This is a genomic window from Nocardia wallacei (genome assembly GCF_029869545.1).
Taxonomy (GTDB): domain Bacteria; phylum Actinomycetota; class Actinomycetes; order Mycobacteriales; family Mycobacteriaceae; genus Nocardia; species Nocardia wallacei_A.
Genome location: NZ_JARWQD010000373.1, coordinates 16,140 through 34,228 on the forward strand (window position 1 = coordinate 16,140; position 18,089 = coordinate 34,228).

Below are 18,089 nucleotides of genomic sequence, written 5' to 3' on the forward strand. Positions count from 1 at the left end.
ACCCGGAATGACGGGCCTGGCGGTGGAGTGGCGATGTCAGGCGGGGGCGCCGAGCGGGGGGTGCTCGAGGATGCGGGGCTTGTACTCGACCAGCTGGATGCGGCCGTCGAAGGTGCGGTGGTCGATCATGTCGAGGGCAACGTCCGGATAGCCGTCGTAGATGCGTTCCGCGCCCGTGGCGCCGGTGATGACCGGGAACATCACGACGCGGAATCGGTCGACGAGTCCGGCTCGTAGCAGGGACCGGCACAGGCTCAGGCTGCCGATCGTGGTGAGCAGCCCCGAACCACTCGATTTCATGGCGCGGACCGCCTCGACGGCGTCGTCGCGGACGAGCGTGGAGTTGGCCCACGTCAGTGGCTCCTCGAGCGAGGAGGAGAACACGACCTTGGACGCTTTGGTGAGCCCGTCGACGGATGCCTCTTCCTCCGGCCTGAACTCCTCCTGGCCGTCGGGGACCTCCCCGGCGGCGAAGCCCGACATCAGCCGGTAGGTGTTCGCTCCCATGAGATGGGTGGCCTCGGGCTGTTCGCCCAGCCATGCGAGGTACTCCGGGCCCTCGAGGCCCCAGAACCCGGGCCATCCCTCTCCCGACGCGTAGCCGTCGAGGGAGGTGATGAAGTCGACGAGAAGCTCCGACATGGTGGTGTCCTTTCCTAGGGTGTCATGAGCTTCGACCGGCCGGGAGCCACAAACTCATCGGTCGATGTGAGTGAGCCGGTGGGTGTGGGCGTAGACCGCGGCGTGCACGCGATCGCGGACACCGAGTTTCGCCAGCACGTTGGACACGTGGGTCTTGACGGTCTGCTCGCCGATGCCGAGGATGTCCGCGATCTCCGGGTTGGTGTGCGCCGCGGCGATCAGGAGCAGGACCTCGGACTCGCGCGTGGTGAGCGAATCCGCTTCCGGCGCGGGCGGAAACGGGTTGGTTCCGTTGGCCAGGCGCGCGGTCACACGACGGGTGAGGCGTGGGTCGATCAGGGCGTCCTCGAGCGCCGTGCGGTGGATGGCCGAGATCAGCTGCCGCGACCCCAGGTTCTTCGTGAGGAGCCCGCTGGCACCGAGACGCATTGCGCGGTAGACGTTCTCGTCGGTGACGTGGTCGGTGAAGGTGAGGATTCGAGTGCTGCCGAACGTCTGTTCCGGGTCGGCGGTGATCATGGCATCGAGGCTCGGGATGTCGAGATCGAGGAGCGCGATGTCCGGCCGCAGGCGCCGGATGTCGGCGGGGAGAGTGGCCGCGTCGGTGGTCTCCGGCAGGTAGCGCAGGTCCGAGCGGCCGCCGACGACCGCGCGCAGGCCCGAACGGAATACTCCCTGATCGCCGACGACCAGTACCGAAATCGTTGCGTTTCGTGCGGTTTCGGCACGCGGTACCGTATCGCATCGGTCGCATTCGACGTTCCGTTCGCCCGGCGCGGCGGCGACCGCGGGATCCGAATCGCACTGGACCACCGTCGAGTCGCCCTGCCCGGCGATCGGGATGTCGGCGTGCGCGTAGCCCGCCGTCAACGCCGTGGCGGTCAGGGCGAGTCCGAACGACGATGCCGCCCGGGCCAGGAAACGACGTGCGGAAGCGGCCATGGTGTGTCCCTCCGGTTCAGCGCAGAAAGCCCGCGTAGCTCTTGCTCATCAGCCGACTCTCGATCTGTTTGATCGTATCCAGACCGACGCTCACCACGATCAGCGCCGAGCTACCCGCGAACATCATGTTCTGCGCCGCACCGGATCCCATGTTCAGCAGCAGGGTCGGCAGGATCGCGACCGCGCCGAGATAGATGGAACCGGGCAGGGTGATGCGGCCGAGTACGTGACTCAGGTGGTCGGCGGTCGGCCGACCGGGGCGGTACTGAAATTGATGTAAGGGGTGAATTGGTGGAAGCGTCCGAGGATGTCCTGGAGTGGGTCGAACGGGTCGCGATGTACGTCGCCCGCGATGGTGTGCCGCCTATCGCCGGGCGGGTACTGGGCTGGTTGATGGTGTGCGATCCGCCGGAGCAGTCGGCCGCGCAGATCTGTGCGGGTATCGGCGCCAGCCGGGCATCGCTGACGTCGAACCTGCGGCTGTTGCAGGGCATGGGATTTCTGACCTGGCGGACCCGGCGCGGGGAGCGGACGGTGTACTACCGGCTGGCCGACGACGCGTGGGCGGTGGTGCTGCGGCAGCAGATCGCCGGGATCGCGGCGTTTCTCGACATCACCCGCGACGGTCTTACCCTGCTAGGTCCCGGGAACGACCGCGCCGATCGAATCCGGCAGGCGCACAACACTTTCGAGTGGATGGCCAAGGTCTTCGACGACGCGCCGCCGCTGAACCACGGAACCGAGGAGGAGTCATGACCGGACGGGCCATTGTGGTCGGTGCGGGAATCGGCGGGCTGGCCGCAGCCGTGGCCCTGCGCCGGATCGGCTGGCACGCAACGGTATTGGAGCGTGCGTCGGAACTCGGTGAGATCGGCGCCGGGATGTCGCAGGCTCCCAACGCGATGCGGGCGCTGGACGAACTCGGTGTCGGCGAGCAGGCCCGCGCGACCGGGGTGCCGACCCACGCCTCCGGCAACCTCCGTGTCCCGGACGGGCGTTACCTGCAGCGCGCCCGGCTCGCCGATACACCGGCGTTGCTCGCATTCCATCGCGCCGACCTGCATCGAATTCTGCTGGACGCGCTGCCCGCCGACTACGTGCACACCGCGCACACGGTCACCGCGGTGCGGCGGCACCGGGACGGGGTGACCGTGGCGTGCGGAGACGCCGAATTCACCGGCGACCTGGTGGTCTCCGCGGACGGCATCCACAGCACGATCCGGCAGTACCTGTGGCCCGGCACCACGCCGCAGTTCCTCGGCCGCACGGCATGGCTGGGCGTCACGGAGGTCCCGGACCTGCCGGGCAGTATCACCCTGGGACGCGGCGGATACTTCCTGATCCACCCGATCGCCAGGGGCCGTACCTACTGGGCCTACGTCACCACCGCCGACACCCCGGGAATCCGCTACCGGGACGAGAAGTCGGAACTGTCCGCCCGCATCGGTGACTGGCACGACCCCATCCCGCAGCTGGTCGCCACCACCGCATCCGACGCGGTGATCCACATCGACATCCACGATCTCGACCCCCTGCCCAGCTATATCGCCGACCGGGTCGCGCTGCTCGGCGACGCCGCCCACGCGATGAGCCCGGACCGTGGACAAGGCGCGGGTCAATCCCTCGAAGACGCCGTCGTCCTCGCCGCGGCCCTCGCGACCGAACCGACCATCGATACCGCACTGCGGCACTACGACACCCAGCGACGGCCCCGCACCCAAGCCGCCGCCCGCGGCGCCCGATCCGACGGCCGCCGCACCACCTCACGATCGGCCTACCGCCCGATGACCACCATGATCCGCATGATGCCGGCGGCCCTGTGGCGCCGCGGCATCGCACCGGACTCGAACCCGACCTGGCGTTGGAAGCCACCGCACCTCCCGGCCGTCACGCCGTGAGACACGGCAAGTTCAACCGGCCCCGAGCGACGAAGGCGAGGCGGCCCGCCCGCTGGGAGCCGGGACCGATTTCGACGGTGGCCTAGTTCTCGCCGCAGCGTTCTGTGGGAGAGCGCAGCCTGCCCGCGTGATCATGCTCGACGGCGAGCCCGGCATGGTACTGGCCCCGCGCGGCACTCTGACGCTGGTCGTGACCTTCGCGGGCGAACGCATCGCCGAGATCAACGCGGTCGCGGACGAGGACCGATTGACGGGAATGGAACTCACAGTGCCGTAGTCCGGGCTCGAATCTGCCCGGTTTCGTGTTCGCCCGTTGTGTCATTCCCCGAATAGTGCGCACGGCGAGCGATGCTGGTCGAGGTCGACCGGCGGGGCCCTGTCGCTCAACAGGATTCGTCGGCCGGTGCCGACGTCGTCCCGGCCTCTCGGTGTCGCGGCCCGGAAGACCGAGCAGTACCGATGTGGTCATCGGCCGATATGTCTTGCGCCGCAAGACGTATGGTTCCGTGGCGTTCCCACAGCCCGGCCAGCAGCGCGGCGACCGCTACGTATATCGCGCCGAGCAGGACGTCGACGACGTAGTGCTCGCCGCCGTAGACGAGGGTGAACCCCATGGCAATCGGGAACAGCGCCAGCGGCAGGCGCAGCCACCACCGTCGCGCCAGTGGCCACAACGCCGTCGCTACCAGGACCGCGAACGCGGTATGCAACGACGGCAGCGCGGCGACGTAGTTGCCGTGCTCTTCGAGCCAGCGCGCACTCACATCGGGGTCCACCACGCCCAGCCCGAACCCGGAGATGCGGTGGACATCCTCGGTGATCGCTCCCTCCCGGCCCGCGTACCAGGGCGGTGCGGCGGGCACGAGAACATAGGTGATCAGCGCGAGATACGACACGACGAGCAGGCGGCGCATATACCGCGACCACAGCGGGCGTGAGTACAGGTAGAAGATCGCCGCCACCGCCCAGGGCAGGACGAAGTGGGTGGTGTACACGACGCCGATGATCGGTGTCCACCAGGGCTGACCGTCGGCGGCGAGGTGCTCCTGCAGCCAGACCGTCGGCACGGTACCGCCGAACAACCAGCGCTCGGCGTCGACGAGTTCGCTGATACGGACGGGCATTCCGGCGGTGTCGGCGAGGTCGCGGGTGTAGTCGTACAGCAGCAGCGCACCGATGAGCGGAAGCCAGTCGACAACGACCCGGACGTGATCACGCCACGGCCGATCGATCGCGAACGCGACGATCCCGGCGAGAATCCACACGGCCTCCTGCAGCCGACCGGCCGGAAGAACCCCGGTGACCAGCGCGACGACCAGCGCGATCAGATACGCATACCGCACGACATTGCGCATCAGCCAGCGCCCACTCACGGCCCCGGTCACCGATGCCGCCGCCCGGGACGGTTCTGTCGACAACCCCGCCATTCACCCAGTGTTCCACGCGCGTTCAGACGGGTGGACGCCTGCGGCTACCGGGGTGAGTTCAGGGCAGGTAGGTGACGTGCGCGAGGTTGACGTGGCGGCTGGTGCCCGGCCGTGTACCCGGGCTGTCGCCGACCCCGGTGGCGACGCTGGAGAATCGTGCTGTGCGTATCGAGGTTCTGGGTCCGCTGCGGGTTGTCGCCGATGACCGGGGCGTGGTGGTGGGTGGGGTGCGGTCGCGGGCGCTGCTGATACGGCTGGCGCTGGAGGCGGGCCGTGTGGTGTCCGCGCGGACGCTGGTGGAATCGGTGTGGCCGGAGAATGTTCCGGCTCATCCGGACGCCGCGCTCCATTCCCTGGTGGCGCGGCTGCGGCGATCGCTGCCGGAATCGTCGGTGCTGCGTGCGGAGACGGCGGGATACCGGTTGGACATTCCGGTCGACGCGGTCGACGCCCTGCGTTTCGAGCGGCTGGCCGCGGAGGGGCGTCGGGCCCTCGGCGCCGGACACCACGGCGCGGCCCAGGACCTGCTCGCCGAGGCGTTGGGGTTGTGGCGGGGCGAGGCGCTGGCCGATGTCGCGCATCTGCCCTTCGCGGCCGCGGTGGCTGCGCGGCTGGACGACCTGCGGCTGGCTGCCGCCGAAGACCGGATCGAGGCGCTGCTGAGTGGGTCTTCCCCGGAGCGAGCTCTGCTCCCGGTGGAGCTGAATCAGCTGATCGCCGCCAACCCACTGCGGGAACGGTTGCGGGGCCTGCTCATCCGTGCGTTGGCCATGAGCGGCAGGCAGACCGAAGCGCTGTCCGCGTACGAGGACTACCGCGCCGTGCTCGCCGAGCATTTGGGTACCGATCCCGGGCCGGAGCTGCGCGAACTGCATCTGCGAATGCTGCGCGGCGACACGGAGTGGTCGCACGTCCGCGGGAACCTGCGCGCGCCGTTGACGAGTTTCGTCGGCCGCGAGGCCGATCGGCGTCAGGTCGGCCGACGGTTCCTGGACAACCGGCTGGTGACCCTGGTCGGGCCCGGCGGAGTGGGTAAGACCCGCCTCGCCACCGCGACCGGCGCCGGTCTCGATATCCCGGTCTGGCTCGTGGAGCTCGGGCCGGTGACACGTCCCGACGATGTGCCCCGCGCCGTCGTGGCCGCCCTCGGCCTACGGGACTCGGTGGATGCGACATCTCGTCTGGTCGAGACGCTCGCGGACCGTGAGGCGGCGGTCATACTCGACGGATGTGAGCATGTGGTCGCGGCGGTCGCGCGGCTGGCGGCGGAGCTACTCGGCCGATGCCCGCGGCTGCGGGTGCTGGCGACCAGCCGCGAACCACTAGGCATCACCGGCGAGGCGCTGTTTCCGGTCGCGCCGCTGGACGTGGATTCCGCGGCGCAGCTGTTCGCCGAGCGGGCGCGAGCTGTGCGACCCGACTTCGTGCCGACCGGCGATGTCGATCGGATCTGCCGCCGATTGGACTGCTTGCCGCTGGCCCTCGAGCTGGCCGCCGTTCGCCTGCGATCGATGTCGATCGACACGCTCGCTACCCGGCTGGACGACCGATTCCGACTCCTGACCGGCGGCAGCCGCACCGCGCCTGCCCGGCATCGGACATTGCGTGCTGTGGTGGAGTGGAGCTGGGACCTGCTCACCGACACCGAACGTGCCGCGGCGGAACAGGCAGCGGCATTCTCGGGCAGCTTCGGCGGTGACGCCGCCGAGTATGTCGGCATCACGGCAGACGCCCTGCATGCTCTGGTCGATAAATCGCTGCTGGAGTACGCGGAAGGCCGGTATCGGATGCTCGACACCATCCGCGAGTTCGGAGTGGAGCAGCTGACCGCGACCGGCCGCCTCGCCGCCACTCGCACCACCCACGCCTCCTACTACCTCGAGCTTGCCGAACGGGCGGAGCCACACCTGCGCGGCGCCGGACAGCTTTCGTGGCTGACTCGCCTTGCGGCAGAACGAGACAACATGAACGCGGCACTCGCGTTCGCCGTGGACGCCGAAGATACCGATGCGGCCATCCGGTTCGGCGCCGCACTCGGCCAGTTCTGGACCGTCCACGGCGATCACGCGCAAGCCACCGGGAAACTGCGCGAGATCCTCTCGATGTCCGGTCTCGCCCCGGCCGACGCGCGGCTGCGCGCAACCGCCGTCTACCTGCTCAACGCGACCTTCGCGGGCAGTCTCGGCACCGCCGCGGCGACCGTGGAACGCCCCGGCGCCGTGCATGAACCGACCGCCGCGTTCATCTGTGCCCTGCTCGACCTCGCCACCGACAACACGGATGGCGGATTGGCAACGCTGGAACCGCATCTGGAACACCCAGATCCGTGGACGCGAGGACTGCTGTGGTTCGCGCGCTCGCTGTTGCGCGGCGCGGCGGGCCGGGGAGATGACGGCCGACGCGATATCGCCGCAGCCGTCGAGAGCTTTCGCGGCAGCGGTGAGCGATGGGCGTTGTCGTTGTCGCTGATGTCGCTGGCCAGTGCGTTGATCACTGCCGGTGACACCGCCGCGGCCCTGACCGCGCTGGACGAGGCGGAATCGCTCGCCCGCGAACTCGGCACCCACGACGGTCAGCAAGTCTGGCTGGCCATGGTCCGTATCGACGCCGGGGATGTCGAGACCGCGCGCAAGCGATTGTCGGAGGTGCTCACCCGAGGCGCGGCCCCGCACGAGATCACCCTTGCCCGGATCTCCCTCGCCGACCTGGCCCGCCACGAGGGCGACCTCGCCGAGGCGCAGCGACATCTCGGCTACGCCGCGGGTGCCGCCGATCCGCCCGAGCGCGCCCTGTATGCGGCCGGTGCGGGATATCTCGCACTGGCTACCGGCGATTTCGCCGCCGCGGCAACGTATCTGAGCGAAGCGCGGGATATCGCCATCGCCCTGCCCGATATGCCGATGCTCGCCCACGTGGCGGTGGGGATGGCCGATCTGGCCCACCGGCGCGGCGAGCCCGAACGGGCGGCCGAGATCCTCGGCGTCGCCCACGCGCTGCGCAGTGGCCCCAACTCCGGCAACCCCGACGTCGCGCGGCTGACGGATGCTCTGCAGGGCTACCGAAACGAGTACGAGCGCGGATGTGGTCTGGACTCCGCGAACGCCCTTGCCACAATCCGGGCCTACTGATTCCGCTCGAGGTCAGGCCCGCGCTGCCTTCTCCCGTTTCGCCACGTACTCGGCGCGACAGCCGCGGCAACAGAACGCATACAGCTCACCGTCGATCTCGAGTGTGGCGGTGTTGTCGTCGAGCGGGACGAGCACGCCGCACATCGGGTCTTGCAGCGCTTTCCCCGACTCCGCGTCCGCCCGATACGGATCACTCAACATCTCGACGAGGTCTTCGGATTTCATCATCCGCCCGAGCATCCCGACGCTTCCCTCCGAGATCCCGACGACGTGCACCTGCACCGTCGGTCGGCGGTACGGCAACTCCGTGTCGTCGAACTCGTCGGAGACGATCCGGGTCGCGTAGGAGATCAACGTCTCGCTCATATCCTTGCGCCACGGTCCCGGAACATGAATTCGGATCAGGCAGTGCGGAGGATCCTGCGCGGTGAGCGCGTGCTCACCGGCGACCCAGAGCTGCGGCTCGTGCACCACCACTTGAACCATCGATGCGAATACGGCCGCCGACCGGGGTGCCATGTGCTCCTCGTCGCTGCCGGGTTCACCGGCGCCCAACTCGTGAATGGTGCCCAGACGCTGGGCAACCCGCCGCCGTTGCGCCGGATCCAGCGCACCCGCGGACAAGAACAATTCGATGAACATCATCGTCGATCACCTCCCCGCACAGCATCCCGAAGCGGTCTGCCGGATCGCTGTCGAACCACTGCCGCCATAAGGTTCCCGATCCAGAGGAGACGGCACATGCTCATGTCACGGAGCAAGCGCAGGCGGTCGATGGTGGTCGTCGGCTTGATGGCGGTGGGAGCGACACTGGCGGCCTGCGGCGACGATGAAGGCGGCGCCCCACCGCCACGGTGACGACATCGCCCATGGCGACGACAACGACCGGTACCGACGACGAGGATCACACCTGCGGCCGCACGGCAACCGTGCGACATGATCGCCCCGGACATCGATACGTGGCGTGACCATGGTTCCGTCGCCGGGAGGGCCAGCTTCAACGGCACGGTGCACAATTGGGCTGCCCGCACCGAGGGGCTCAACTACGAGGTCGTCCGCGACACCTCGATTGTCGACGACGCCACAACCCGCACCTGCCCCGAGGTGCGTGATCAGGCATTACAGGTGCTGGAGGTCCCGGAGCTGGCGTCGACCCTCGTAGGCTTCGGTCGCTGACGTCCGCCGCGCCGATTCTTGTGCGGCAGATTGGTTGAATCTGCTGTGCGGCAAGTGGTTTCGCTGACGAGGCGAGTCGCCGACCTGTGTGCGCGCGGTCGTCGGTAGTCTTCATCGGGGCATCGGCTGTGTATCTCGCTTGCCGGACAGAACCTTTCGTCGCAGAGTCCTGAGTGGGTAGGCGCATCGCCAGTTGCCGAATTGCTTTCTACGGACGGCGTGCGGTGGTGAGGGCGGCGAGGGTGGCCAGGGTGAGGGCGACGGTCATGACGGCTGCCATGGGTGCGGGGGTGTGGGTTCCGAAGAGTCCGACGATCGGGGAGGCGGCGGCGCCGAGGAGGAATTGGCCGCTGCCGAGGAGCGCGGAGGTGGCGCCGGGGGCGGTGCGTCCGCGTTGCTGGGCGATGGTGACCACGGCGGGGAAGAAGACGCCGAATGCGGTGAGCGACAACAGAAGACACACCCAGGTGAGGGCCATGGGGGAGCCGATGGTGGCGGAGGCGAGGAACAGCAGCGCGGATCCGGTCGCGGCGACCGCGGCGCTGGCGACGAGCAGTGTTTGCGGTGGCCGATGTTTCACCAGTCGTCCGTAGGTGAGGCTGCCGAGCATGTTTCCGATGGCGTTGCTGCCGTAGACCAGGCTCGCTGTCGCGGGTGTGAGGTGGTAGATGTCCTGGAAGACGAAGGTCGTACCGGCGATGTAGGCGAAAACCGCTGCGCCGCCGAATGATAACGCCAGCACCGGCGCCATCACCGCGCGGCGGGTGGCCAGGGCGGCGATCGCGCGCAGCCCGCCGGTGATGCCGCCGGACAGCCGGGCCTGCGGCGGGTGCGATTCGGGGATCCACCGCCAGACGCCGACGACGAGGATCAGGCCGAAGGCGGCGAGTACCGCGAAGACGCCACGCCACGGCAGGATCAGTAGCAGAGCTCCGCCTGCCATCGGCGCGAGAACCGGTGCGGCGGCGGTGATGGCGCCGAGGCGGGAATACATCGCGGCGATGTCGTGGTCGTCGAACAGGTCGGCGACCACGGCGCGGGCGACGACGATCCCGGCGGCGCCGCTCACGCCCTGCCCGAACCGTGCCACGTCGAGGACCGCGATGGTCGGGGCCAGCGCGCAGACCGCGGACAGGGCGGTGAATCCGGTGGTGCCCGTCAGCAGGACCGGGCGGCGGCCGACGGCGTCGCTGAGTGGTCCGAGGATCAGTTGGCCGACGATGATTCCCACCAGGAATCCGGTCAGCGACATTTGCGCGCCGGAGGTGTCGGTGCCCAGCGAGGCGGCCAGGTCCGGTAGGCCGGGCACGTACATGTCGGTGGCCAGTGGTGCGGCGCCGCTGAGCCCGGCGAGCACCAGCAGCAGTCGAAACCTTCGCTGCGCCACCGGTTTCGGGGCCAGCGCCCTATGGGTGGTCATAGCGCGGGTGCCGCACCGTCGTCCCGGGACGGGGCCGTGGTGCCCGTGGTGACGTCGGTGTCGGCGACGTCGCGGAGCAGTCCGGCGGCGATCGCGAGCACGCCGCGTTCGGCGTCGCTGAGGCCGTGACGCAGCGCGGCGGCCAGCCACGCGTTGCCGTCGCGCACATGCTCGCGCAGCGCTTCGCGTCCTGCCTCGGTGATCACGATGTTGTGCTGCCGGGCATCGATGTCGCTGCGGGAGCGGCGAATTCGGCCGAGGTCGTCGAGTTCGTTGAGGACGCGGGTCAGCGACTGCGCTTGCAGTCCCTCGATGGCCGCCAGTCTCGATGCCGTCAACGGGCCACTGTGCGCGAGGTTCGCCAGCACCGACGCCGCCAGCCGCGTCAACGGTCTCCCGCTGCCCGGCTGCTCGGCACGCAGCCGCGAGGACAGCCGCGACACCGCCCACCGCACCGACTCGGCCAACCGCAGATCCTCGGCAGCGTGATCATCGACATCCATAATTACAAGCTAACGCTTTCTATTAAGGACAGTCAATGCGTAATTCATCGAATAGTGCTACGCATGGGCTTAATAAAGTTGTCGTGCGCCGGGCCGTTGCTTCCGGTTCCCGTGGTGGTGTGGTCGTGTGCCGATTCAGAGTCCGGTGCTCGGGAAGACGTGGTCGAGGTGATCGTGGAGCACGGCGAGGGCGTAGTCGGTGGTGTGGTGCCCGGCCAGGGTGCTCGTTCCCAGGCCGTTGACCATCATCACCAGTCGTGTCGCTTCGAATTGCGGGTCGAGGCCGGGGGCGAGGTCGCCGTGGTCGCGGGCGCGGGTGAGTGTCTCGGCGAGTTGGTGTTCGAGGCGGTCGATTCCGGCGGCGAACGGTTGTGCGGCGAGTTCGGGGTCGGTGAGTGCGAGCATCGCGTACGAGGTGCCGACGAGATGGAATACCCGGCTGGGTTCATCGGTCGGCAAGGCCTCGGCGAGGAACGCTTCCACGAACGCACGCGGGGGTGGTGGATCCGGCAGTCCGCGCAAACGATCGGCCCACCGCTGCCGGGACTGCTGTTCGAGATGTCGCAGTGCGCCGATCAGCAGGCCGGTCTTGGTCTGAAAGTAGTACTGCACCAAGCGAAGTGACACCGCGGCCTCGCTGGCGACCGACCGCATCGATACCGCGTGCAGGCCGTCGCGGGCGGCCACCCGGATCAGTGCGTCGGCGATCTGCGCGCGTCGCGCGGTGTGGTCGGCGGTCCTCGGCACCTCGGCGTTCCTCCCTGCTCGCAATTCTGATACAGATGTATAGGGTACAGGTGTATCACTATTGGCGGGAGGTGGCCGATGGCGACCGTGGATTCGGCGGCCGGAGATCGCACGGGCACCGTCGGGCTGGGCGCGCTGCTGGCGGTGGTGTGCGCGGCGCAGTTCATGGTGGTGCTGGACGTGTCGGTGGTGAACGTGGCGCTGCCGTCGATCCGTGACGGGCTGGGGTTCGCCGAGACCGGCCTGCAGTGGGTGGTCAACGCTTACGCGCTGACCTTCGCCGGACTGCTGCTGCTCGGCGGCCGGTTGGCGGACCTGGTCGGGCGGCGCCGCGTGTTCCTGGCCGGGCTCGGCGTGTTCACCGCGGCGAGTCTGGCGGGTGGCCTGGCGACGTCGGCGGCGGTCCTGGTGGTGGCTCGCGCGGGACAGGGTGTGGGGGCGGCGGTGCTGGCTCCGGCGACGTTGACGATCCTGACCACGTCGGTCGGTGAGGGTCCGCGGCGGACGCGGGCGCTGGCGGCGTGGACGGCGGTCGGGCTGGCGGGTGGTACGGCGGGCAACCTCCTCGGCGGTGTGCTGACGGAGTTCCTGTCGTGGCGGTCCACACTGCTGATCAATGTGCCGGTCGGTGTCCTCGCTGCGCTGGCTGCGCTGCGGTTCGTTCCCCGGGATCGGTTGCGCGACAACGGCAGCCGGATCGATGTAGCCGGGGCTGTGCTGGCCACCGGCGGGCTGGGTGCGCTGGCGTTCGGTGTGGCGCAGGCCGCGACCGCTGGCTGGGCGGCGCCGTGGACGCTGGGCGGGATCGGTGCGGGGCTGGTGCTGCTGGCCGGGTTCGCGGTGGTGGAGGCACGCGTGGCGGTGCCGTTGGTTCCGTTGCGGCTGTTGCGGATTCGGTCGGTCGGGGTGGGGAATGTGATGATGCTGCTGGCGGGGGCGTGCCTGAATCCGATGTGGTACTTCCTGACCCTGGGCATGCAGAACGTCCTCGGCTACACCGCGCTGCAGACCGGCCTGGCATTCCTGCCGCACACTCTGGTCGCGGTCGTGGTCGCTACGCGCGTAACGCCCTGGCTGATGGCACGCATCGACTCGCGGGTGGTGATCGCGGCCGGTGGCGTGCTCGCGGCGGCCGGTTTCTGGTGGCAGAGCAGTCTCGGTCCCGGCGCCGGGTATGTCGCCGGAATCCTCGGCCCCGCAATAGTTTTCAGTGTCGGCAGCGGACTGCTGAACACTCCGGTGACCACGGCGGTCACCTCCGGTGTCGACACGGCCGAGGCGGGGGCAGCGTCGGGATTGATGAACACCACCAAGCAGATCGGTGGCGGACTGGGCTTGGCCGTCCTGGTCGCCCTCGCCGTCCCGGCCGGTATCGGGGCGTCCGCGTACGGGCGGGCGTTCGAGGCGATGGCGGCGATCATGCTCGCGGTCGCGGCGCTGGCGTGGCTGTTGCCCGGCCATCGGTGTGGGCGGCGAGGAGGTCGGTGAATTCCTCGGCGTAGGCGAGCTGGCGGGCCGGCGTCGCGCATCGGTCGCGGGCTTCCCGCACAGTGACCCGTGGCCGTCAGCGGATGCCGGACTGTGGTACGCCGACGATCAGGTCGAGCGCCCGCCACCGACGCGAACGAAGGACAATCAGCGCTGATCCGCTTTTACGTCGGCGCGGTCTTCTGCTGATCACCAAGCTGCCGATCCTGCGGGGGCGCCGGTCCCACGCTGACCGGCTGCCGGAACCCCTGTTGCGATCGTCGGTATTGCTACCCTCCCGCACCTATTGAAAATCAGGTCATCGCCCGTTCGCGGAGCCGAGTCCGCTGATGGTTACCGAGTTTCCGTCGCCTGCTCGGCTATAACGGACTCGAATCGATTTCTGCAGGACTCGACGGAGCATGCGCTGTGCGCGATGATGGCGGGCGTCTTCGACCGGCCCGACCTGCCGGGGTACCGGCAGGTGGTCCATGGTCGGGCTGACAGGATTTGAACCTGCGACCACTTGACCCCCAGTCAAGTGCGCTACCAAGCTGCGCCACAGCCCGTTGCTCCCGCTTGCGGCGGGTGCTCGATGAGATTACCCCAGGACCCCCCGATGTCGCCAAATCGCCACGATGTGGGGGTGGTGGGGCGTGTCGGGTGGGGAGTTGTCGGGTTCGGGGGGCGCGGTGGGGCGGGATGTGCAATCTTGTTATCGCCCAACGATATTGATCGCCGGATCGGGTGGTGAGGCGGCGCGCATCGGAAAGGGGTGCGGTGGGCATGGTGCAGCGGAGGTCGCGTCGGCGGTCGTCGGGGAGTGGGGTGCCGAGGGCGGGCGGGCCGCTTCGGGATCTGGCTCGCGGGGCCGGGCCCGCGCCGGTCTGGCCCGGAATGATCACGACGGCGCGGGCGCGGCGGCCTGTCCGGCGGCGGGGGATGCTGGTGGGGTCGGCGGCGATGATCGGGTCGGTGGCGGTGGCCGGGCTGGTGGTACTGGGGAGGGTGGACGCGCATACGCCGTTGCCGAGGCCCGAGGCGCTGGTGGGCGCGGCCGACCTGACGCTCGGCGGCGGGCCCGAGTGCCTGCCGACCCGGACGGCGCGGCTGGTGCGCGGGAACGGTACGGGGTCGACGGTGTCGGGCCCCGATGTGATCCTGGCCTTCCAGCACGCCTACTACGTGGCCCGCTCCGGAATGCGGGCGCGGGCGGTGACGACGCCGGACGCGTGGGTGTCACCGGCGGCGGTGATCGACGTCGGGATAGCGACGGTTCCGATCGGCACCCGCCACTGCGTGGAGATCGCACCGATGCCGGACGGTCGGTTCGCTGTAACGATCATCGAAAACCGGCTGGACCGGTCGGTGCGCACCTATCGCCAGGAAGTGGCCGTCGAGGTCCGCGAGGGTGCGACGGCGATCACCCGAATCGACCCGGTACGCCCGCGCCGATAGCTACAGCCCAACCGACGCGCGCACCGAAATGACGCGCAGCGCGGCGCCGGTGCGACCGTGTACTCGGACTCGGAGGGCAGGGGAAGGCGTCTTCCGAGGGCCTAGACTCTGCTCATGGGTAGGACCGACCGTGTCAGCCGGACCATCGCGGCTTCGCCCGCAACCGTCTACGACGCTCTCGTCGATCGGGATTCCCTCGAGGCATGGCTGCCGCCGTCAGGGATGCGCGGCCGCATCACCGCCTGGGATGCACGGCCCGGCGGCGGATTTCACATGGTGCTGACCTACCTCGATCCCGTCGACAACCCCGGCAAGACCTCCGGGGCGACCGATGTCGTCGACGTCGCCTTCGCGGAGTTGATACCGGCGCGACGTGTCGTGCAGAAGGCCGTCTTCGACGCCGAGGATCCGTCGTTCGCCGGAACCATGACCATGACTTGGAGCCTCACTGCCTCGGGCGAGGGCACCGAGGTGACCGTGACCGCGACGGACGTGCCCGCCGGGATCGACCGAGCCGCCCATGAGGCCGGAATCGCATCCTCGCTGGCCAACTTGGCGTCCTTTGCCGAAGGGCGTTCGCACGCCGATTGAGAGCCGGACCGTCCAGGACCGGGCCTCACGCCGACACGCCGGGTTCGCAACCAGTCCGCCCAGTCCACGGTACGAAACGCGGGCATGCTCGTTGCCCAGGCCGGGTGCATCCTCCTTTCGACCCGACAGACCCATGAAGCGGCGTGTCGCGATAGCGGTGATGGCGTGCCGAGGTGAGCATGGAGGACGTTCGGCGACCCGAGGTTGACCGAGTGGTCGGTCGGGTAGCCTCGGGCGGGATACGCAGTCGACAGGAACGGGGCGGCGCATGGACGACCGGATCGAGGAGTTGCTGGCGAAGCTGGATCTGCCGGGCAAGGTGCGGCTGATCTCCGGGGCCGGAATGTTCCGCATGGCGGGCGATCCGGCGATCGGGCTGGCCGAGATGCCGGTGTCCGACGGTCCGTCGGGGGTGCGCGGCGAGAACTGGGACGAGCGCGACCCGTCGGTCAGCCTGCCGTCGGGTACCGCGCTGGCCGCGACGTGGGACCGGGACCTGCTCGGCGATATCGGTGGCCTGATCGCGGCGCAGGCGCGCCGCAAGGACGTGTACGCGGTGCTGGGCCCGACCATCAACCTGCATCGATCTCCGTTGGGCGGCAGGCATTTCGAATGCTTCTCCGAGGATCCGATGCTCACCGCCGAGATGGCCGACGCGTACGTGCGGTCCGTGCAGCGCCACGGGGTGAGCGCGTGCCCGAAACACTACGTGGCCAACGATTCCGAGACCGACCGCTTCACCGTCGACGTGCGCGCGGACGAGCGCACGCTGCGCGAGCTGTACCTGTATCCGTTCGAGCGCAGCGTGCGGGCGGGCGCCTGGATGGTGATGGCGGCCTACAACTCCGTCGACGGTACCACCATGACCGAGAACCCGCTGCTGGACGAACCGCTCAAGGGCAGTTGGGGTTTCGACGGCGTGGTCGTGTCGGACTGGACCGCGGTGCGCTCGACCGAGGGCGCGGCGCGGGGGACGGATCTGTGCATGCCCGGACCGCCCGCGCTGTGGGGCGAGCCGCTGCTGCAGGCGGTGCGCGCGGGGGCGGTGCCGCAAGCGGCGATCGACGAGAAGGTCCGGCGCATCCTGCGTTTCGCGATGCGCGTCGGCGCGCTCGACGGAACCCCGAGTCCCGCACCGGATTTCACCGACGAGCAGGCGCGCGGACTGGTGCGCCGTGCCGCCGCCGAGGCGATGGTGCTGGTGCGCAACGACGGCGTGCTGCCGCTGCGCCCCGGCACGACGGTCGCGCTGCTGGGCGCGCCCGCCGCCGAGCCGCGGTTGATGGGCGGCGGCAGCGCCACGGTGATCCCGGCGCACACCAGCACCCCGCTGCGGGGGCTGCGAGAGGTCCTGCCGGTCACCTACACGCCGGGCGTCCGGCTGTCGGATGCGCTGTCCCCGGTGCCGCTGGACCTGATCACCGACCCCGAAACCGGCACGCCGGGACTGTGCCTGCGCTATCTGGACGGTGACGCGGTCCTCGACACACAGCATCGTGCCGCCGGGAATCTCGTCCTCTTCGGCGATCCGTCGGCCGAGCGCGCGTCGGCGGTCGAACTGCGCGCGCGCTTGCGCGCCGACCGGTCCGGGGAGTGGCGGATCGGGGTCGGGGCGCTCGGGCACGTCCGGCTCGACCTGGACGGGGAGACCGTGGCCGAGGGCGACGTCGGATTCGAGGGCAGCGATCCCGTTGCCGCACTGCTGGATCCGCCGCAGCGCGTGGTGACCCGGGTGCTGACCGAGGGCCAGGAGGTCGATGTCCGCATCACGATCGGCAATCTGACGGCGATGCCGGGACTGGGTGTGTTTCTCGGCGTGACGCTCGGCGCGGACCGTCCCCGGCGTGCACCGGAGGAGGAGTTCGCGGCGGCGGTCGAGGCGGCGCGGACCTGCGATGTCGCGGTCGTGGTGGTCGGCACCACCGAGCAGATCGAGAGCGAGGGCGTGGACCGGGCGACTCTGCGCCTGCCGGGCCGCCAGGACGAGCTGGTCGCCGCCGTGGCGGCGGTGAACCCCCGCACCGTGGTGGTGGTGAATTCCGGTGCGCCCGTGGAGATGCCGTGGCGCGACGACGTCGCCGCGGTAGTGCTGTCCTGGTTCCCGGGCCAGGAATTCGGGGCGGCGCTGTCCGATGTTCTGACCGGCGTGCGCGAACCCGGCGGCCGCCTGCCGACCACGTGGCCCAAGACCATGGCCGACGTCCCGGTGCTGAACACCACCCCCGACGACGGCACGCTGACCTACGCGGAGGGCGTGCACATCGGCTACCGGGCATGGCTGCGCGCCGGTGTGGAACCCGCGTACCCGTTCGGGCACGGACTCGGTTACACCACTTGGGAATTGCGCAATCTGGATGTCAGCGGCAGGACCGTCACCGTCACGGTCACCAATATCGGCGAGCGCGCGGGCAAGCAGGTGGTGCAGGTGTACCTGTCCCGCGAGCACAGCGCGATCGACCGCCCGGTGCGCTGGCTGGCCGCCTTCGCCACCGTGACGCTGGAGCCGGGGGAGTCCCAGCGGGTCGAGATCGCGTTGCCGCAGCGGGCATTCGAGCACTGGACGGCGGACGGGTGGGCGGTCGAGTCCGGGGTCTTCGGCGTGCACGTCGGCACTTCGGTCATCGCGCTGCCCTTGGCGGCCGAGGTCGTCGTCTGACCACAGGCTCCGGGCGCATCGTTGCGAGCGAACG

16 protein-coding genes, 1 tRNA gene and 1 pseudogene are annotated in these 18,089 nt (G+C 69.4%); 9 read left to right on the forward strand and 9 right to left on the reverse strand.

Annotation, left to right across the window (positions count from 1 at the left end):
- Window positions 1-36: 36 nt before the first annotated feature.
- From QH290_RS34465 to QH290_RS34475, 3 genes and pseudogenes are all read right to left on the reverse strand, one after another.
- Complete coding sequence (locus QH290_RS34465; RefSeq protein ID WP_280264602.1) at window positions 37-642, reverse strand: dihydrofolate reductase family protein; 606 nt, start codon at window positions 640-642, stop codon at window positions 37-39.
- A 54-nt stretch (window positions 643-696) separates the two neighbouring features.
- Window positions 697-1,584 carry a LuxR C-terminal-related transcriptional regulator gene (locus QH290_RS34470; RefSeq protein ID WP_280387512.1) on the reverse strand — a complete coding sequence of 296 codons (888 nt, stop codon included), beginning with the start codon at window positions 1,582-1,584 and terminating at the stop codon, window positions 697-699.
- Window positions 1,585-1,600: 16 nt separating this feature from the next.
- Window positions 1,601-1,846 (reverse strand): annotated as a pseudogene (locus QH290_RS34475) (preprotein translocase subunit SecY); the annotation flags it as partial.
- A gap of 29 nt (window positions 1,847-1,875) precedes the next feature.
- On the opposite strand from QH290_RS34475, the gene QH290_RS34480 reads away from it, so the two are divergent.
- The 3 genes from QH290_RS34480 to QH290_RS34490 all read left to right on the forward strand — a co-directional run bounded on the left by QH290_RS34480 (window position 1,876) and on the right by QH290_RS34490 (window position 3,759).
- Window positions 1,876-2,340 (forward strand): GbsR/MarR family transcriptional regulator, encoded by a 465-nt coding sequence (locus QH290_RS34480; protein WP_280387514.1) that lies wholly within the window; start codon window positions 1,876-1,878, stop codon window positions 2,338-2,340.
- On the forward strand, window positions 2,337-3,482 hold the full coding sequence (locus QH290_RS34485) for an FAD-dependent monooxygenase (RefSeq protein WP_280387515.1): 1,146 nt from the start codon (window positions 2,337-2,339) through the stop codon (window positions 3,480-3,482). The genes QH290_RS34480 and QH290_RS34485 overlap by 4 nt, the downstream gene beginning before the upstream one ends.
- A gap of 127 nt (window positions 3,483-3,609) precedes the next feature.
- Window positions 3,610-3,759 carry a hypothetical protein gene (locus QH290_RS34490; RefSeq protein ID WP_280387516.1) on the forward strand — a complete coding sequence of 50 codons (150 nt, stop codon included), beginning with the start codon at window positions 3,610-3,612 and terminating at the stop codon, window positions 3,757-3,759.
- Window positions 3,760-3,865: 106 nt separating this feature from the next.
- Here QH290_RS34490 and QH290_RS34495 read toward each other — a convergent pair whose 3' ends face one another.
- Complete coding sequence (locus QH290_RS34495) at window positions 3,866-4,837, reverse strand: phosphatase PAP2 family protein (RefSeq protein WP_280387561.1); 972 nt, start codon at window positions 4,835-4,837, stop codon at window positions 3,866-3,868.
- A gap of 233 nt (window positions 4,838-5,070) precedes the next feature.
- On the opposite strand from QH290_RS34495, the gene QH290_RS34500 reads away from it, so the two are divergent.
- A complete protein-coding gene (locus tag QH290_RS34500) occupies window positions 5,071-8,037 on the forward strand; it encodes an ATP-binding protein (protein ID WP_280387518.1) in 2,967 nt (988 codons plus the stop codon).
- A gap of 12 nt (window positions 8,038-8,049) precedes the next feature.
- On the opposite strand, the gene QH290_RS34505 is transcribed toward QH290_RS34500, so the two are convergent.
- Window positions 8,050-8,682, reverse strand: a complete 633-nt coding sequence (locus QH290_RS34505) for a hypothetical protein (protein WP_280387520.1) — start codon at window positions 8,680-8,682, stop codon at window positions 8,050-8,052.
- Between the two features lie 291 nt (window positions 8,683-8,973).
- Between QH290_RS34505 and QH290_RS34510 the strand changes: the two genes are divergently transcribed.
- Window positions 8,974-9,213 (forward strand): hypothetical protein, encoded by a 240-nt coding sequence (locus tag QH290_RS34510; RefSeq protein WP_280387522.1) that lies wholly within the window; start codon window positions 8,974-8,976, stop codon window positions 9,211-9,213.
- A 208-nt stretch (window positions 9,214-9,421) separates the two neighbouring features.
- On the opposite strand, the gene QH290_RS34515 is transcribed toward QH290_RS34510, so the two are convergent.
- The 3 genes from QH290_RS34515 to QH290_RS34525 form a co-directional block, all read right to left on the reverse strand.
- The gene (locus tag QH290_RS34515; protein WP_280387524.1) at window positions 9,422-10,633 is read right to left on the reverse strand and encodes a multidrug effflux MFS transporter; all 1,212 of its coding nucleotides are present in this window, start codon (window positions 10,631-10,633) and stop codon (window positions 9,422-9,424) included.
- Window positions 10,630-11,136 carry a MarR family winged helix-turn-helix transcriptional regulator gene (locus tag QH290_RS34520; RefSeq protein WP_280387526.1) on the reverse strand — a complete coding sequence of 169 codons (507 nt, stop codon included), beginning with the start codon at window positions 11,134-11,136 and terminating at the stop codon, window positions 10,630-10,632. Before QH290_RS34520 ends, QH290_RS34515 begins: the two co-directional genes overlap by 4 nt.
- Before the next feature lie 135 nt (window positions 11,137-11,271).
- Window positions 11,272-11,883: a TetR/AcrR family transcriptional regulator gene (locus QH290_RS34525; protein WP_280270109.1), complete on the reverse strand. Its 612-nt coding sequence runs from the start codon at window positions 11,881-11,883 to the stop codon at window positions 11,272-11,274.
- A 78-nt stretch (window positions 11,884-11,961) separates the two neighbouring features.
- Between QH290_RS34525 and QH290_RS34530 the strand changes: the two genes are divergently transcribed.
- A complete protein-coding gene (locus tag QH290_RS34530) occupies window positions 11,962-13,371 on the forward strand; it encodes an MFS transporter (RefSeq protein WP_280387528.1) in 1,410 nt (469 codons plus the stop codon).
- A gap of 471 nt (window positions 13,372-13,842) precedes the next feature.
- Here QH290_RS34530 and QH290_RS34535 read toward each other — a convergent pair.
- Window positions 13,843-13,919: transfer RNA gene (locus QH290_RS34535), tRNA-Pro, on the reverse strand.
- 328 nt (window positions 13,920-14,247) lie between these two features.
- Here QH290_RS34535 and QH290_RS34540 point away from each other — a divergent pair.
- The 3 genes from QH290_RS34540 (at window position 14,248) to QH290_RS34550 (ending at window position 18,055) form a co-directional block, all read left to right on the forward strand.
- A complete protein-coding gene (locus QH290_RS34540) occupies window positions 14,248-14,808 on the forward strand; it encodes a DUF8176 domain-containing protein (RefSeq protein WP_280387530.1) in 561 nt (186 codons plus the stop codon).
- Window positions 14,809-14,922: 114 nt separating this feature from the next.
- The gene (locus tag QH290_RS34545) at window positions 14,923-15,399 is read left to right on the forward strand and encodes an SRPBCC family protein (RefSeq protein ID WP_280387532.1); all 477 of its coding nucleotides are present in this window, start codon (window positions 14,923-14,925) and stop codon (window positions 15,397-15,399) included.
- 268 nt (window positions 15,400-15,667) lie between these two features.
- Window positions 15,668-18,055 carry a beta-glucosidase family protein gene (locus QH290_RS34550; RefSeq protein WP_280387536.1) on the forward strand — a complete coding sequence of 796 codons (2,388 nt, stop codon included), beginning with the start codon at window positions 15,668-15,670 and terminating at the stop codon, window positions 18,053-18,055.
- The last annotated feature ends 34 nt before the right edge of the window (window positions 18,056-18,089 follow it).